We start from the raw sequence: 17,215 nt of genomic DNA on the forward strand, positions 1-17,215 counted from the left end.
ATGTTTGCATTGATCAATCTGTCTTACCTTGCAGCTGCTGTCTGCTTCATTCTCGGCATCAAGGGCATGACCCGCCCAAAAACAGCGGTACGTGGCAACCAGCTGGCCGCCATCGGGATGCTGATTGCGGTCGTCGCCGCCCTGTTGCACCAGGAAATCATCAGCTACGCGGCCATCATCGCTGGTATGCTGCTGGGCGGCTCGATCGGCGTCTGGCTCGCAAAACGGACCGCAACCACGGAAATGCCGGAACTGGTGGCGAGCCTGAACGGTATCGGCGGGGGCGCCTCCGTTGCGGTGGCCGCCAGTACCTGGATGCATGCGGTTAACGCCACCGGTGCCGGAAGTAGTGGCTGGACCGCCGCTATTCTGGCCTCCATCGTCATCGGCTCAGTGACCCTGACCGGGTCGGTCGTAGCCGTTCTGAAACTCAAGGGGAATATTGGCGACAGCCGGAACAATCGCCTGTGGCACAGTGTCACGCTGGTTACTCTGATTGCCGCCGTGACCGGAGCGGTGCTGTTTGCCACCAGCGGCAGCACCAGCCCGCTGGCCCTCGCGGCCCTCGTAGGGCTCTGCCTGCTACTTGGCATTGGACTGGTCCAGCCTATCGGTGGTGCCGACATGCCGGTCGTCGTCGCCCTGCTTAACGCCTATTCCGGCCTGGCGGGTGCGGCCACCGGGTTCGTGCTGGGCAACCAGGGGTTGATCATTACCGGTTCCCTGGTGGGTGCCTCCGGCCTGATTCTGACCGCCATCATGTGCAAGGCCATGAACCGGTCCCTGCCCAACGTTCTGTTCGGCGGTGTACTGGGCGGATCAGACAGTACGGCGAGCCAGCAGGATGAAGGGGAGTTCTACGATGGCAAGGTGAAATACGCCACCCCTGACGATCTGGCCCTGTTGCTGGATGGTGCCCGCAAGGTGGTCATGGTGCCCGGATACGGCCTGGCGGTGGCTCAGGCCCAGCATGCGGTGAAAGAACTCGCCAACCAGCTTGAGGGCCGTGGTGCCAAGGTCAGTTACGCGATTCATCCGGTGGCAGGCCGGATGCCAGGGCACATGAACGTGCTGCTGGCCGAAGCTGAAATCCCTTATGACCAGTTGAAAGACATGGACGCCATTAACCCGGAACTGCCGCAGGCGGATGTAGCCATCGTGCTCGGCGCCAACGACGTGGTAAACCCGGCCGCCGCCGAAGACCCGAACTCGCCCATTTTTGGCATGCCGATCCTCGATGTGCACAAGGCGAAAACCGTGGTGGTGGTCAAGCGCAGCCTGTCCGCTGGCTTCGCCGGCATTCCCAACGGTCTGTTCATTCGCGACAACAGCCTGATGGTGAAGGGCGACGCCAAGGAAGTCCTGCAAGCCACCACCAGCGCGATCAAGGAACTCTGATCAGCCGTCCTCAAGGATGAGGACCACCAGCTCCTTGGGGCCATGGGCCCCATAGGCAAGCACCTGCTCGATGTCCGCCGTCTTGGACGGACCAGATACCAGCAACAGGTTCGTGGGCAGACCCGCGGACCAGTTGTGCTTCTGCATCATCCCATACAGGTTGTCTTCCACCTCACTGGCCTTGAGCAACGCGATATGCAACGGCGGCAGAAGACTCATCAGCCGCGGCTCGTGACGATCCGGCCACAGTACCAGTGAACCGGTGGCAGCAATCCCGCCCACCGTGCCCGTCACGCTGGCATCCACCTGCCAGAACAGCTCCTCCTTCCATTCCTCAATCGGACGGTCATAGACCAACAGCTCCGGTCTGGGCTCCGCACGCTGCCAGTGCTCCGCCAGCTGCTTGCCGTGCCCGGTACCCGGGGCATAAAGCACATTCTTCAGGCCGCGGCTCTCCAGCAATTCCTGAACCTTTGAGGGCCACTCCTCGGTCGTCAGCTGGTGGATTTCGGTGTGCACCGCTTCCATCAGAGAACGCAGGCGAGTAATCCGGTCCTCCGGCGCATACTGCCAGGGGCGGGTTACCAGACCCTCATCGAAATCGTCCGGCCGGGGCGTGGTGCCGGCCAGACCGGCACGGAGCTTGTTGAGAATATTGCTGCGGGCACTCATCACCGGTCTCCCTGATTCAAATGGGCTTTGGCCAGATCATGCAAAGACCGCCGGGCCGGTACCGGCGCCGAGTGGTTCTCGGTCCAGGGGCCGACGTTTTTCGGTGCAAGTTTGCCAAAACGGGTCGCGCCCCACAGGAACAGGCGGTAAAACACCGGCGCCGTATTCAGCCTGGCCCAGAAGCGCCAGATTGCCCGCTCCTTGCGGGAATACTTGGCGCCGCCATCTTTCACTTTCGGCTGTTCGGCGGGGTTCTTCACGTTTTCCTGGCGCAAGCGCTGCAGCATTTCCGGGATCGGAATCTTCACCGGACACACCTCACCACAGGCGCCACACAATGAAGACGCGCTGGGGTGGTCCGGTACCTTGTGCAACCCGACCATGTGCGGCGTAATAATCTTGCCGATCGGCCCCGGATAAACCTCACCGTAGGTGTGGCCACCCACACGGGTATAGACCGGGCAGTGGTTCATGCACGCACCGCAGCGGATACAGTTTAATGTCTGGCGCAGCTGGGCATCGGCGAAAGCACCACTGCGGCCATTGTCCAGCAGAACCAGATGCACTTCTTCCGGACCATCCAGCTCATCCGCCTTGCGCGGGCCGGAAATCATGTTCACGTAAGTAGTGATCGGCTGACCCAACGCGGAACGGGTCAGCAGCGACAACAGGGGCACCACGTCCCGCAGGTTCTCTACCACTTTTTCGATGCCGGTGACGGCAATGTGCACTGGCGGCGCCGTGGTGCTCATGCGGCCATTGCCTTCGTTCTCCACCAGCAGCAAGGTGCCGGTTTCGGCAATGGCGAAGTTGACGCCGGAGACCCCAACATCCGCTTCAAGGAATTTCTGGCGCAGGGTGCGGCGACCAATCTGGATCAGTTCGTTCACATCCTCGGTCTCATCCACGCCCAATTTGTCGTGGAACAGTCTGGAGACCTGAAAGCGGTTCTTGTGAATCGCCGGCATGATGATGTGGGAGGGCTTTTCGCCATCCAGCTGGACGATGTACTCACCCATGTCCGACTCCAGGCACTCGATGTGGCGTTCAGCCAGGTAGTCGTTCATTTCCATTTCTTCGCTGACCATGGATTTACCCTTCACCACCTGAGAGCCCTGCTTCGCCTCAATGATGGAGTGGACAATTCGGTTGGCCTCCTCGGTAGTCTCGGCCCAGTGAACCTTGACACCGTTATCGGTCAGCTTCGATTCCAGCTGCTCAAGCAAATCCGGCAACCGGGACAGCGCCCGGGCCTTGATATGGTTGCCGAGTTCCCGCAGTCCTTCACGCTCTTCCTCGTCCGGAAAAGCATCGGCCCGCTTTTTCATCAGCGAGTCCATGGCGACGCGGAAGTTGGTGCGCAGCTGGTCGTCAGCCAGGGCGCCCACCGCTCGGCCACGGAAGCTGTCGGTGAGTTCTTTAACCGGTATTCGCTGGCTCATGATTTCACCTCTCCACTCACCCGCTCCCACAGAAAGCTGGCCAGATGCCGGCCCCGGAACGTCTGTTTCTGTTTTTCCAGGGAGCCGTTGATGTTGAGCAGGCAGCCGCCATCAGCGGTTACCATTTCCGCTGCACCGGATTCCCGCAACGAACGGGTTTTATCGAGCACCATGGCCCCGGACACTTCCGGCATGCGCACAGAGAAGGTGCCACCAAAGCCGCAGCATTCGCTTTCATGATCGTGGTCCAGCCGCTCGACATTCGCCAGCTTGCCCAGCAACTCCCGCGCATGCAGGTGGGTGTTCATTTCCCTGCGGGCGGAACAGGAGGTGTGCAAGGCAATCTGTGTGGGCTGGCCGAGATCCTGCCAGTCCACCTTGCATACATGCAGCAGAAACTCGGTCAGCTCGAACGTTCGTTCAGCCAGATCTTCCACACGTTTAAGGGTATCTGGTTCTTCTGCAAAGACTTCCCGGTAATGCTGTCGGAACATACCGGCACAGGATCCGGACGGCACCACCACCGGCAAGCCGTTGTCGAGTAGATTGAGCTGTGCCCGCGCCACCTCCCGGGCCTCGTTCACGTAGCCGGAGGTCCAGGCAGGCTGACCGCAGCAGGATTGCTCGTGTGGAAAATGCACGCGAATGCCTTCCCGTTCCAGCAGGCGGATAGCATCCAGCCCGGCCTCGGGAAAGAACAAATCCACCACGCAGGTGCCGAACAAAATGACCTCGGCCGGCTTGGCCGGATACGTTCGTGGCCTGGAGCGCTCTGGAGCCACGCGGGTAGCATTGGGGGCGGCGTCGTAAAACAGCTCACTCATCAGTCATTGCCTCCGGGCGGTCCGGCCGGCAGCCGGCCACCCGTTGTGGTTATCCCAGTGTTTTCAGTTCAGTAACGGGTCCGTCAGCCCCAGGCCGTAGGCGGCCAGCAGCGCAATCGAACCGGTCATCACCAGGTAGTATAGGGTCGGCCACACCGTCTTGCGCAGTGTCTGACCTTCACGGCCCAGCAACCCGACCGTAGCAGATGCTGCCACCACGTTATGGATGGCCACCATATTGCCTGCCGCAGCACCCACGGCCTGCACCGCCACCATCAGTGCGGTGGACAAACCAAGGCTCTCGGCAACGCCAAACTGGAACTGGCTGAACATCATGTTGGAGACCGTGTTGGAACCGGCCAGGAACGCACCGAGCGCACCCACCGTGGGGGCCAGCAACGGGTAAATGCCGCCAACCGCATCGGCAGCCCAGGTGGCCATGGCCAGCGGCATGCTCGGCAGGTCCGACAGGTTAACGCCGGAGTTGATCAGTATTCGCACCATAGGCACGGTGAACAGCAGCACGAAACCGGCACTCAGCAGCACGCCACCGGATTCTTTCACCGCCGAATTCAGCGCTTTCAGGTTCATCCGGTGGATGAAGAAAGTTGCCAGCACTACCATCACCAGAATACCGCCCGGCAGGTAAAGTGGCTGGATCCCGGCATTAATACCTGCTTCTCCCAGGATGTTGGAGAACGACACGCCAACGCTGGTGAAAGCTTGCTTGATCGGTTCAACGGTGCGGCTCAGAACCAGTACCACGCCGACCAGCACGTAGGGTACCCACGCCCGGAAACCGCTCATCGGTTTGGCGGCGATGTCTTCCAGTTTCATCTCAATGCTGCCCAGCCACTCACTGGGCCAGTCTTTGCTGTCGGCAAAATCCCAGGTCCGCTTCGGAATCAGGAAGCCTTTTTTGGCGGCAGTGGTCACAATCGCCAGACCAATCAGGCCACCCAGCAGAGACGGGAATTCCGGCCCCAGGATCACCCCGGTCAGGGCGTAGGGCACAACAAACGCGATGCCGGCAAACAACGCAAATGGCAGGACCTCCAGCCCCTCTTTCCAGCTTTTATTCTTGCCGAAGAAGCGGGTCATCATCGTCACCATCAGCACTGGCATGACCACACCGACAATGGCGTGGGTGATGGCCACTTCCGAGGTGATCAGCTGCAGGTAGGTGTCCCAGTTGGAGCCCAGGGATTCCAGTCGCTCGGTAATGCTGGCCCGATCCAGACCCGTTGTCACTCCCACCACAATCGGCGTACCTACAGCACCAAAGGATACCGGCGTGCTCTGCACCATCATGCCCAGCATGACCGCCGCCATGGCCGGAAAACCGACCGCAACCAGCAGGGGCGCGGCGATGGCGGCCGGTGTACCAAAGCCAGAGGCACCTTCGATAAAGCTGCCGAACAGCCAGACAATGATGATGGCCTGAATACGGCGATCCGGGGTGATGTTGGTAAAGCCGGCCCGAATCGTGGTGATGGCACCGGAGTGCTTCAGCGTGTTCAGCAGCAATATCGCGCCAAAGATAATCCACAGCAGGCCGATGGTGATTACCAGCCCTTGCAGAGTGGAAGCGAGGATACGGTTCAGGGTCATATCCCAGGCGCTATAGCCAATCAGCGCGGTAACCAGAAATACCACGGGCATGGCATGGCGGGCGGGCCAACGCATGCCAATCAAAAGCACTCCAGCCAGAAGAATGGGCGTAAACGCCAACAGGGCGAGCAATCCGGACGACATTATCTTCTCCAGGGTCTTGTTGTTGGATTCTGTTTTTGGATAATTGGTATTACCAATTTAAAAACCTGTGCCGAGTACGTTATTTGAGCAGGCCTTGTGGTGTCAAAACCGCCCACTCATACATTAGTCGTATTGCCTTGAAGTTTTGTTGTAAAAACAAGCGTAGACGCAGGTAAGATTTATTGGTATGACCAATTTTTAGACACACAAGTGAGGCATCATGCCCATCAATCAGATTGCTCCCAAGCGGCTGGCCGACACCATTGTCGAGCAGCTGGAGACCATGATTCTGGAAGGAACCCTGGAGCCGGGGCAGCGCCTGCCGCCGGAACGGGTACTGGCGGAGCAATTCGGCGTATCCCGCCCGTCACTCAGAGAAGCCGTGCAGCGCCTGGCGGCCAAAGGCCTGCTGAAAAGCCGCCAGGGCGGCGGCAATTACGTGGCGGAGAATCTGGGAACCAGTTTCAGCGACCCACTCATTCCACTGTTGGAAAAGCACCCGGAAGCGCACCGGGATTTGCTGGAGTTCCGTCGCACGCTGGAGGGCGACTGCGCCTACTATGCCGCCCTGCGCGCCACAGAAGTGGATCTGGCCCGACTGGGAAAAGCCTGGGAAGAACTCCACGCCTGCTACCAGAATTCCACTGCCCACAATCTGGAAGAAGAAGGCGCCGCCGATGCCCGCTTCCATATGGCCATTGCTGAAGCCAGCCACAACGTGGTGCTGCTGCACACCATGCGCAACTTGTTCAGCATGCTCAAGAACAACATTGTCACCAACATCGGCGGCATGTATTCCCGCGAGGTTCAGACCCGCCAGGGCCTGATGGACCAACACCAGAAACTGTATAACGCCATCGTTGAAGGCCGGGAAGAAGACGCCCGGGCCATCGCCGGGGAGCACATTCAGTTTGTACAGCAAACCATATCGGAGCGGAGTGAAACCGCGCGGCGGCGTGAACGGGCGTTGAGAAGGGAAGGGAGCGGCGAACACCGGGCTCCATAAAAAAGCCGGGGCAAGCCCCGGCATAAGCAATCACACGATGCATCAACACAATGCATGTCGTCCTGATGAGCCTTCACACTAACCGGAAGAGATGACGCTTGTGTGACAGGGCACGCTAATCTGGCAACTTCTCCCAGATTGTGAGCTCCGAAAAACTGTGCTGGAACTTGTTGCGGGTCTCCCGGATCACGAAGGGCAGGCTCCGGGGCTCTGCCAGCAAGCGGAAACGGGGGGATAACGCCGCCTTGAGACCATCCAGGGTGGTGAATGGCTCACCGTCTTTCAGGAAACCACCGAGCCAGTCCTGCCTGGGTGTGTACTCCTCCAGCCAGGTATAGGGTGAAGCAATCACCAGCAGCCCCAGCGCATTGATACGCTCATGGATCTGTTCCAGAAATAGGGATGGGTTGTAGAGACGGTCAATCAGGTTGCCGGCCAGCACCAGATCGTAGTCCCGGTAATCAGCGCCGAGCTTGCAGGCATCGCCCTGATGGAACGCCACGCGGCGGGCAGCCTCGGTCAGACCCAGGGCTGCCAGTGACCGCTCCTGGTAGCTGACCAGCTCGCCCTCTTCGGGCCGCGCATACCGCGCAACCCCCTCCCGCACCACCTCACGGCATTTGCCGATAAAGGTTTCCGAATAATCGACCCCATCGACATGGTCAAACTGGCGGGCCAGCTCCAGCGAGGTACGTCCTACCGCACAACCGATATCCAACGCCCGGCAGCTGGCGCGGCCATCCAGCGCTCCAAGCGCGGCATCGGCCAGTTCTTTCGCGAAGTTGGCTTCACCATGCCAGCTTTCACCGAAGTGAAACTCCAGATACTGGGCCAAGGTGGTGTTGCTTTCGTAGTAGCCGGACGGCTCATTCATGATTGTCTCCTGGCGCCGACAGGCCTTTCCCTTGTTCCGTCGACCTTGGGTAAAACGGTTGTACCAACGGCGCAAGCCCTTTGGCATCATCTATGAACAGTTGCAGGTGCGGGAAAGGTATTTCAATGTCCGCTTCGTCCAGGGCCTCTTTAATCTTCTCAAGCACATCAGCCATAATTCTGGGCTGAACCTCCAGATTGTCCGGTGTAATCCAGATCTTGACCTCCAGATCGACTGAAGAGTTGCCCAGGGTCTTGACCACCACTCGCGGCTCCATACCCGGCCCCTGCAAGACTTCAGAGTGCGCCAGCAGAACCGGCATTATCACGTCCCGCGCTGCCCTGGCAGACTCCTTGTAGGCAATGCCAACTGGAATGTTCAGGCGCGTCGCCCCTTCGGCGCTGTAATTGATGATCTCCGAGGACGCCACGTTATCGTTCGGGATCATGGTAAAGATATTGTCCCGGGTACGCAGCCAGGTGGTCCGCAGGGCGATCTTCACCACCTTACCATCCTGGCCGTTGATGGTGACCCAATCGCCAATCCGGAAGGGGCGCTCAATCAGCAACGTAATACCCGCAATAAAGTTCGACAGCGTGGACTGGGCCGCAAACCCGACGGCAATCCCCACGATCCCCAGACCCGCGACGATGGAGACCACATCGAAACCGAACTGGGACAGCACCGTAACGGCCGCGAAGGTAACGGTGAGCACCGAGAACAGATTCTCGACCAATTGGCGGATAGAGGGTTCCAGACGGTAGCGATTCATCGTCTCCCGCAGCAGACGACCAATCGCCAGCCAGCCCACAAAAAAGCCCAACGCCATCAGGCCCGCCCTGGCCATGCCCTTCAACAGCTCCGGCGAGGCCTCGAATTGCGCCATAATCACCAGCAATCCGCCCAGCCCGAACAGATAACGGATGCCAGTGCGCAACTGACCAAACCAGGGCTTCGAGCTGCGTCGGCTGCCGACGACAAGGCGTATCAGGCTGATCAGAATGGCATAGACCAGCAACAGAATGCCGAGGTAGATCACCGAAATCAGCAGTTGACTGAGAACATGCCCGGCCAGGGCCACCCAATCGGTCTGTCCGCCCGCGAGAGCGTCCAGGGTAGCCGAGAGATTCTGTGCTATCTGGCTTCGTACGGATTCAAACAGGGCTTCTGCCATAGGGCATCCTTTTCCAAACACTGCATACTACACCCGGAGCGGTGAACAACCTTTGCCTTCAGAATAGACTGCTATCCGCAAACCGGCCGGGGATTACAGAACCGATTCCAGGGCCTGAATCAACCGGGCATCTTCGGGACGCACCTGGCTCGGGAAACGGGCTGCCACCTTACCCTCACGATCGATCACATACTTGGTGAAGTTCCAGCTTGGCGGCTGGCTCTGGCGATTGATTTCCTGAAACACCGGATTGGCCTGCTCACCGGTCACTGCGCTCGGCGCGATCATGGTAAAACTCACACCAAAGTTCACAAAACAGACCTTCGCGGCTTCTTCTTCGGAATCCGCCTCTTGCCGGAAGTCATCACTGGCAAATCCCACGACCGTCAGCCCCCGATCCTTGTACCGCTGGTGCAGGGCCTCCAGGCCTTCAAACTGACCGGTATAACCACAACGGCTGGCTGTGTTCACCACCAGCATCGGCTTGCCAGCAGCCACTTCGCACAGATTCACCGAATCCCGGGAGTGCAGCTTGCGCTGCTCGTGGTCCAGGAAATCCGGGCAATCCCGGGCAACGGCAGGCACCGTCAACCCTAGCAGTAAAAGCACACTCACACACTTCAAGACTGTCCAACGCATCATCGGCCCTCCTGTCGACAGATCCCCTGTATACGCACTGGATTACCAAACTGCTCAGGCGCGTTGTCCACATTGACACAAACCGGCAAAGCATCCTTCACAAAACTCTCATGTCATCGTCACACAGCACGGTCAGATTGTGGTGTCAAAACACACAACATAACCGAAACAAGGACAGTACCATGACGATGAAACCAACGCTGCTGGCAGCCGCCATCGGCGGCCTTCTGGCATCGACAACACAGGCATCGCTGGTCATCAGCGAGTATGTCGAAGGCTCCAGCAACAACAAAGCCATTGAACTGCTCAACACCGGCAACGCGGTGGTGGATCTTGCCCCCTGGGAGCTGCAGGTTTTCTTCAACGGCAGCGCCACCCCCGGGCAAACCTTCAACCTGGAGGGTTCGATTGCTCCGGGCAGCAACTTCGTTTTCGCGCATAGCGCTGCTGACCCGGCCATTCTCGCTGTGGCGGATCAAACCACCGGAGCCGGGCTGTTCAACGGTGATGACGCTGTCCTGCTCCTGAATGGCGGCACGGTTGCTGACAGTATCGGCCAGGTCGGCACAGACCCCGGCAGCTACTGGGGCTCCGGGGATACCCGCACTCAGGATCGCACTCTGCGCCGCCGTGCAGGCACCCTGGCCGATACCGATGCCTACGATGATTACGACCCGGCCACAGTCTTTGACGGCTTTCCCCAGAACAGCTTCGACGATCTCGGCGTCGCCGGCAACGATGACGATAACCCGGACCTGCCACCGACTGCGCCGGATCTGACCTGTGGTGCTCCCGCCACCCGCATTTCGGACATTCAGGGCGAAGGCGATATCAGCCCGGTTGCCGGCCAGCACGTGGTGATCGAAGCCGTAGTTACGGCCGCCTTCAACACCAACGATGGCCTTGGCGGCGTCTTTGTGGAGGAAGAAGCCTCAGACCGCGACGACAACCCTGCCACCTCCGAAGGCCTGTTTGTCTATGCGCCAACTCTGAACGCCGAGCCCGGCCAGCGCCTGCGGCTTGCCGGTGAAGTGACCGAATACGACGGCCTGACCGAATTGACCAACCTGAGCGGTACCGAAAACTGTGGTAATGCGGAGCTTCCACCGGCGGCGCAGATCTCCCTGCCCTGGGCCGATGCCACTGCTCCGGAAGCCTTTGAAGCCATGCGGGTACAATTCAGCGCGCCTCTTGTGGTGAACGACAACTACGACCTGGGCCGTTACGGCAGCCTGACCCTCGGGAGCGGTCGCCACTTTATCCCCACCAGTATCGCTGAGCCCGGAGCGGATGCCGCACTGGTGGCTGATCTGAATGCGCTGGACCGGATTATCCTGGACGACGCCAGTAACCGCCAGAACCCGGCCATCGTGCCCTACCCGACACCGCAACTGAGCGCCAGCCAGACCATGCGCGCTGGCGACACCGTTCAGGATCTTGCCGGCGTTCTCGACTACCGTTTTTCGGAATGGCGTCTGCAGCCGACCGCGAGCCCGTCCTTCAGCCAGGCAAATGCACGTGTAACCGAGCCCGGCCTTGAGGATCGCGGTAACCTGGTGGTGGCTTCTTTCAACGTGCTGAACTTCTTCAACGGTGACGGCATGGGTGGCGGATTCCCGACGGCGCGGGGCGCAGACAACCCGGAAGAACTGGCCCGCCAGACCGAGAAGCTGGTCAGTGCCCTGGTCGCCCTTGATGCCGACATCATCGGCCTGATGGAAATCGAGAATGACGGCTACGGCCAGACCAGTGCCATTGCCGAACTTGCCGGGGCCCTGGGTTCCGAATGGCAGTGGGTCGATCCCGGCCTGGCACAACTGGGCAATGATGACATTGCCGTTGGCCTGCTGTATCGCGCCGACCGTGTCGAGATCGTTGGCACCGCCGCCACTCTGAGCGCGGCTCCTTTTGATCAGTTGAACCGCCAGCCCCTGGCACAGACCTTTCGGCTGAAGGATTCAGACGATGGCGTCACCATTGCCGTCAACCACTTCAAGTCCAAAGGCTGCGGCAGTGCCGAAGGCAGCAACGCTGACCAGAACGATGGTCAGGGCTGCTGGAATCCAGTACGGACCCAGGCCGCCCAGGCGCTGGCATCCTGGCTGGCAGACGATGCCACCGGAACCGGCGAACCGGATGTGTTAATCATCGGCGATCTCAACGCCTACGCGAAAGAAGACCCCATTCGCGCCCTGGCCAGTGCCGGCTATACCGATCTACTGGCGGCCTACGTTGGCGAGCAGGCGTATTCCTACGTGTTCTATGGCCAGGCAGGCTACCTGGACCACGCTCTGGCCAATACCGCCCTGGCCGGCAAAATTGCCGATACCACCGTCTGGCCGATCAATGCCGATGAGCCCCGAGCCCTGGACTACAACACCGAGTTCAAGACGCCGGAGCAGCAGGCCAGCTTCTACGCACCGGACGCTTACCGGGCCTCTGACCATGACCCTGTGATCGTTGCCCTGAATCTCGATACCAGAACCCCCGCAGACCGCGCCGACCTGAACGGCGATGGCCGCGTTAACGGCCGGGACCTGTCCCGCCTGGTGCTGGCGATGCTGTTCGGCAAAGCCACAGCTCCGGCTTACGACATTGACGGTGACGGGCGCATTAACCATTACGACCTGATCGCCCTGATTCGCGTGCTGACCAGCCGCTAACCCCCACAACGGAGATAGAGTAATGATTCGGCAAGGACTCTGGCTGGCAATCCCGCTGATTGCCCTGACCGGCTGTAACAGTGATAACGACGACGCGCCCGCCACGGAAACCGAGCGCTTTACCGTTAACATCTTGCATATCAACGACCACCACTCCCATCTGGAAGCGGGCTCACAGTCCCTGGATATCGCTGGTGAAGAAACCGAATTCAGCGCCGGCGGCTTCCCCCGGGTGATCGCCAAGATCAACGAACGAACCGCCGAACTGGACAACGTGCTGAAACTGCATGCCGGAGATGCCATGACCGGCACCCTGTACTTCACCTCCTTCGAAGGTGAGGCCGATGCCGAGCTGATGAACCAGGTTTGTTTTGATGCCTTTGCACTGGGCAATCACGAGTTTGATCGTGGTGACGAAGGGCTGGTGAAATTCCTCGACTACCTGGCGGCAGGCAGCTGTAACACGACGGTTCTCGCGGCCAACGTCAAACCGGCCATCGGCACCCCTTTGGCCCCGGTGGCCCAGGACGATTACATCCAGCCGTACACCATCAAGAACATTGATGGCCAGCAGGTGGCCATCATCGGCATCGACATCGCCACCAAAACCCGCAACAGCTCAAGCCCGCTGGCAAGCACTGAGTTTCTGGACGAAACCGAAACCGCCCAGGCCATGATTGATGAGCTGAACGACCAGGGCATCGACAAGATCATCCTGCTGACCCACTACCAGTATGCCAACGATCTGGCACTGGCCGAGCGCCTGTCTGGAGTGGATGTCATTATCGGCGGAGATTCCCACACCCTGCTTGGCAACTTTGACGCCTACGGCCTGAGTGCCTCCGGCCCCTACCCCACCGAAGTGACCAATGCCGACGGCGACAAAGTGTGCGTGGCCCAGGCCTGGCAGTATTCGCGTGTGCTGGGTGAACTGAGCGTGACCTGGGAGAACAATGGCACTGTTTCCTCCTGCTCCGGAACGCCACACCTGCTCCTGGGCAACCCCATCATCCGTGATGACGGCACCGACGATGGCTACCAACCCCAAGGCGAGGAACTGGCCGCCATTCGGGCAGCCATCGAGGCGGACCCGCAACTCAGCCTTGTGACGGACGACCCGACCGGCGCTCAAACCCTGGCCACGTACGCCAACCAGTTGGACAGCTTCCGCAATCAGGTCATCGGTACCGCATCCGAGGACCTGTGCCTGGCCCGAATTCCCGGCCGGCCATACGGCGATGACACCTGCGCCAACGAAGACCCGAACCGTGGGGGGGATATCCCGAACCTGGTGGCTCAGGCCTTCCTGTTCCAGAGCAAGAATGCCGATGTTTCGATCCAGAACGCCGGCGGCGTTCGCACCGACATTCTGGCCGGCGATATCACCATTGGTGATGCCTACAACCTGCTGCCGTTTGCCAATACCCTTACCGATCTGCCCATGACCGGAGCAGAAATCAGACAGGTGCTGAATGAAGCAGTGGATTTCGCCCACGTTGAAGGCGGCTCCACGGGTGCCTACCCCTATGCCGCCGGTCTGCGCTGGACCGTCGACATGACCAGGCCTGCTGGCGAACGCCTTTACGACATCGAAGTTCGGCCCCGGAGTGAAACCACCTGGCGCGCTCTGACCGACGCTGAAACCCTGAACGTCGTCACCAACAGCTTCACCGCGGCTGGCCGTGACGGCTACCTGACCTTCGGAACCGTCAGCGAGGATGGCCGAGCCACGGATACCTTTCTGGACTATGCCCAATCCTTCGTCGATTACGTCAAGGAAGAGGTAACCCTCAGCAAGCCCGTCCAGGGCGAGTACTCCACTCAGATGTACACGCCAGCACCGTAACGAGTGCTTGCAGGAGCATCCGGCACTAACGGATGCTCCTGCCCCTCCTGTCATTACCCTTGAAGAAACCGTCCGCTGGCGTCATTGTGAAACGCTGAACACCGTTGTTTCTTCACAGGTACCGGAACCCCATGTCCAGAACACCCGATTACTCCCTGCTCGAACTGGCCTCCGTGCGCGAGGGCGACTCCGTAGCAACGACACTGGCCAACAGCGTGCGTTACGCCCAGCATGCGGAGGCACTTGGCTTCAAGCGTTTCTGGCTGGCAGAGCACCACAATATGGAAGGGATTTCCAGTTCCGCCACCTCGGTATTGGTGGGGCACATCGCTGGCAAAACCGGGAGTATCCGGGTGGGCTCCGGCGGTGTCATGCTGCCGAACCATCCACCGCTGGTGATTGCCGAGCAATTCGGCACCCTGGAATGTCTCTATCCGGGCCGAATCGATCTCGGCCTTGGCCGCGCGCCGGGCACCGATCCAGTCACCGCCCGGGCACTGCGACGGGATGGTCTGGGCGCCGAGCAATTCCCGGAAGACGTAGCCCGTCTGCAGAACCTGCTGGGACCGCTTCAACCGGGCCAACCGGTGAAGGCCATTCCCGGCGCCGGCACCAATGTCCCCATCTGGCTTCTGGGCTCCAGCCTGTACAGCGCTCAGCTGGCGGCAATGCGGGGCCTCCCTTATGCCTTCGCCGGCCACTTCGCACCGCGGCTCTACCGGGAAGCCCTGAAGGTCTATCGCGAGAACTTCGAGCCCTCAGAACAGCTGCGACAGCCCTATGCCATGCTGGCCATTCCCGCTATCCCGGCGGCCTCAAAGGACGAAGCGCGCCATCTGGCCACCACCAGCTACCAGCGCATTCTGGCCCTGTTCCGCGGGCAGCCCCTGTGGATGCGACCGCCGGTCGAATCCATGGACGGGCTCTGGAATCCGGCCGAAGAGGCCGGCGTGCGGGACTTCCTGAAACTGCAGATCATGGGCAACAGTGAAGACCTGCGCCAGCAACTCGACGACCTGCTGGCCGACATTCAGGTGGACGAACTGATGTTCACCATTGATATCCACGACCCGGACAAACGCCGGCAGGCCCTGGATATCCTGGCCGAAACCCGTTCCCCGCAAACTGACTCCGACGCAACCATCAACTAGGCAGAACCTGATCATGGCTCAACCGGCATTCCATGTGTTTCTCTCCCACGGTCTGGAAAGTGGCCCCGGCAGTACCAAGATCCAGGCCCTGAAAACGGTGGCGGAAACGTTTTCAGGCGTTTATGCCGAGGCGGTGGATCATCGCAGCACTAAAGACCCTGCCGAACGCCTCGCGCAGATGCGACACGCCATGGCAGCTGTCGGTGCAAAGCCCGAACAGACCATCCTGGCAGGCTCCAGCATGGGCGGCTGGGTCTGCGCCCGGACCAGCGAACAGACGCCGGTCAGGGGCTGTTTTATGCTGGCACCAGCACTGGCGCTACCGGATTATCCGGAGTCCAACCCGGTGATCGGCGCCCGCCACGCTCGCATTATCCACGGCTGGAACGACGATGTGGTACCGGTAATGCCGGTTCTGGAGCTGGCCCGGAAGCAGCAGATTGAAGCCCTGGTTCTACCCGACGGACATCGGCTGGAAAACAGTGTCCAGCGGGTGGCAGAGGAGTTCAGAAGGTTCCTGTTCCTGTGTGTTGAAAACCCGAATCCATCCTGAATTCATGCACTTGCAATTTGACTTAATCGGCTATTGGCGCGCAGGTTATTTCCCCCGTTTCCTTGCGAAAACCGCTTTGATTTGCCAGTCTTTAATAATGTAACAATGGATTAACGTAAAATAACGAGCGGAGACAACCCGATGAGCAGCACAAGTAAATTCAGGAAACTGGCTGGTATTTCAGCGCTGGCATTTGCCGGCCTGACCGCGGCAAATGCCGTGAATGCCGCCAACTGGCGCTACGCCCATGAAGAATACGAAGGCGACGTTCAGGACGTATTCGCATATAAGTTCAAGGAATACATTGAAGAGAATTCCGACCACACCCTGCAGATTTACCGTTTCGGTGAGCTGGGTGAGTCTGACGACATCATGGAACAGACCCAGGCCGGTATCCTTAACTTTGTAAACCAGTCTCCTGGCTTTACCGGCTCCCTGATCCCGGAAGCGCAGATCTTCTTTATTCCTTACCTGATGCCTACCGACATGGACCAGGTGATCAAGTTCTTCCGTGAATCCGAGGCCATCAACGAAGACTTCCCGGAGTTGTATTCCGAGAAAGGCCTGGAGCTGCTGAAGATGTACCCGGAAGGGGAAATGGTGGTGACTGTGGATGAGCCGGTTACCTCACCAGAAGAGTTCAACAACAAGAAGATCCGGGTAATGACCAACCCGCTTCTGTCCGAGACCTACTCTGCGTTTGGTGCCACTCCCACGCCCCTGCCCTGGGGTGAAGTATACGGTGCGTTGCAGACCAACATGATCCAGGGTCAGGAGAACCCGATTTTCTGGATTGAGTCAGGTGGTCTGTATGAGGTTTCCCCGAACCTGGTATTCACCGGCCACGGCTGGTTCACCACCGCCATGATGGCGAACCAGAACTTCTACGAAGGCCTGTCTGATGAGGACAAGAAGCTGGTTCAGGATGCCGCTGATTACGCCTTCGAGGAAATCATCGTGCACATTGATGGTCTGGCGGACGAGGCCCTGGAAAAGATCCAGTCCAACAGCGACGAAGTTACCGTTACCCGTCTGACTGACGAACAGATCGAAGCCTTCAAGGCCCGCGCGCCACAGGTGGAAGAGAAGTTCATCGAAATGACCGGTGAGCGTGGTAAAGAGCTGCTGGAGCAGTTCAAGGAAGATCTGAAAGAAGTTCAGAACGACTGAACCTCGCCAAACGGTTGCCCCCGCTCCGGCGGGTGGCAACCCAGCTTT

Annotated in this window: 14 protein-coding genes; 7 read left to right on the forward strand and 7 right to left on the reverse strand. The window is 59.6% G+C overall.

Going from position 1 to position 17,215, the window contains the following annotated elements:
- Positions 1–1,398: an NAD(P)(+) transhydrogenase (Re/Si-specific) subunit beta gene (locus ARC85_RS00265; RefSeq protein WP_153739847.1), complete on the forward strand. Its 1,398-nt coding sequence runs from the start codon at positions 1–3 to the stop codon at positions 1,396–1,398.
- Here the strand turns inward: ARC85_RS00265 and ARC85_RS00270 are convergent, their stop codons facing one another.
- The 4 genes from ARC85_RS00270 to ARC85_RS00285 form a co-directional block, all read right to left on the reverse strand.
- Positions 1,399–2,070, reverse strand: coding sequence for a LutC/YkgG family protein (locus ARC85_RS00270; RefSeq protein ID WP_113879531.1), 672 nt, complete (start codon positions 2,068–2,070; stop codon positions 1,399–1,401).
- Entirely contained in the window at positions 2,070–3,512 is a 1,443-nt protein-coding gene (locus ARC85_RS00275) for a LutB/LldF family L-lactate oxidation iron-sulfur protein (RefSeq protein ID WP_153739846.1), read from the reverse strand. The genes ARC85_RS00270 and ARC85_RS00275 overlap by 1 nt, the downstream gene beginning before the upstream one ends.
- Complete coding sequence (locus ARC85_RS00280) at positions 3,509–4,336, reverse strand: (Fe-S)-binding protein (RefSeq protein ID WP_153739845.1); 828 nt, start codon at positions 4,334–4,336, stop codon at positions 3,509–3,511. Before ARC85_RS00280 ends, ARC85_RS00275 begins: the two co-directional genes overlap by 4 nt.
- A gap of 63 nt (positions 4,337–4,399) precedes the next feature.
- Complete coding sequence (locus ARC85_RS00285) at positions 4,400–6,091, reverse strand: L-lactate permease (protein ID WP_286714106.1); 1,692 nt, start codon at positions 6,089–6,091, stop codon at positions 4,400–4,402.
- Between the two features lie 220 nt (positions 6,092–6,311).
- On the opposite strand from ARC85_RS00285, the gene ARC85_RS00290 reads away from it, so the two are divergent.
- Entirely contained in the window at positions 6,312–7,097 is a 786-nt protein-coding gene (locus ARC85_RS00290; protein WP_222447575.1) for an FCD domain-containing protein, read from the forward strand.
- A gap of 115 nt (positions 7,098–7,212) precedes the next feature.
- On the opposite strand, the gene ARC85_RS00295 is transcribed toward ARC85_RS00290, so the two are convergent.
- The 3 genes from ARC85_RS00295 to ARC85_RS00305 form a co-directional block, all read right to left on the reverse strand.
- On the reverse strand, positions 7,213–7,971 hold the full coding sequence (locus ARC85_RS00295; RefSeq protein WP_286714107.1) for a putative 4-mercaptohistidine N1-methyltransferase: 759 nt from the start codon (positions 7,969–7,971) through the stop codon (positions 7,213–7,215).
- Entirely contained in the window at positions 7,964–9,145 is a 1,182-nt protein-coding gene (locus ARC85_RS00300; protein ID WP_041654478.1) for a mechanosensitive ion channel family protein, read from the reverse strand. Before ARC85_RS00300 ends, ARC85_RS00295 begins: the two co-directional genes overlap by 8 nt.
- A 93-nt stretch (positions 9,146–9,238) precedes the next feature.
- Positions 9,239–9,787: a glutathione peroxidase gene (locus tag ARC85_RS00305; RefSeq protein WP_041654477.1), complete on the reverse strand. Its 549-nt coding sequence runs from the start codon at positions 9,785–9,787 to the stop codon at positions 9,239–9,241.
- A gap of 185 nt (positions 9,788–9,972) precedes the next feature.
- On the opposite strand from ARC85_RS00305, the gene ARC85_RS00310 reads away from it, so the two are divergent.
- The 5 genes from ARC85_RS00310 to ARC85_RS00330 all read left to right on the forward strand — a co-directional run bounded on the left by ARC85_RS00310 (position 9,973) and on the right by ARC85_RS00330 (position 17,167).
- Entirely contained in the window at positions 9,973–12,447 is a 2,475-nt protein-coding gene (locus tag ARC85_RS00310; RefSeq protein WP_286714244.1) for an ExeM/NucH family extracellular endonuclease, read from the forward strand.
- A gap of 22 nt (positions 12,448–12,469) precedes the next feature.
- Positions 12,470–14,293 carry an NAD nucleotidase gene (nadN, locus tag ARC85_RS00315; RefSeq protein ID WP_199453664.1) on the forward strand — a complete coding sequence of 608 codons (1,824 nt, stop codon included), beginning with the start codon at positions 12,470–12,472 and terminating at the stop codon, positions 14,291–14,293.
- Between the two features lie 131 nt (positions 14,294–14,424).
- The gene (locus ARC85_RS00320; RefSeq protein WP_153739839.1) at positions 14,425–15,444 is read left to right on the forward strand and encodes an LLM class flavin-dependent oxidoreductase; all 1,020 of its coding nucleotides are present in this window, start codon (positions 14,425–14,427) and stop codon (positions 15,442–15,444) included.
- Positions 15,445–15,457: 13 nt separating this feature from the next.
- Positions 15,458–15,997, forward strand: a complete 540-nt coding sequence (locus ARC85_RS00325) for a YqiA/YcfP family alpha/beta fold hydrolase (protein WP_153739838.1) — start codon at positions 15,458–15,460, stop codon at positions 15,995–15,997.
- A gap of 141 nt (positions 15,998–16,138) precedes the next feature.
- Positions 16,139–17,167 (forward strand): TRAP transporter substrate-binding protein, encoded by a 1,029-nt coding sequence (locus ARC85_RS00330; RefSeq protein WP_199453662.1) that lies wholly within the window; start codon positions 16,139–16,141, stop codon positions 17,165–17,167.
- Positions 17,168–17,215 lie beyond the last annotated feature (48 nt).

Origin of the sequence: Marinobacter sp. tcs-11 (assembly GCF_002049515.1) — a bacterium.
Classification (GTDB): Bacteria; Pseudomonadota; Gammaproteobacteria; order Pseudomonadales; family Oleiphilaceae; genus Marinobacter; species Marinobacter nauticus.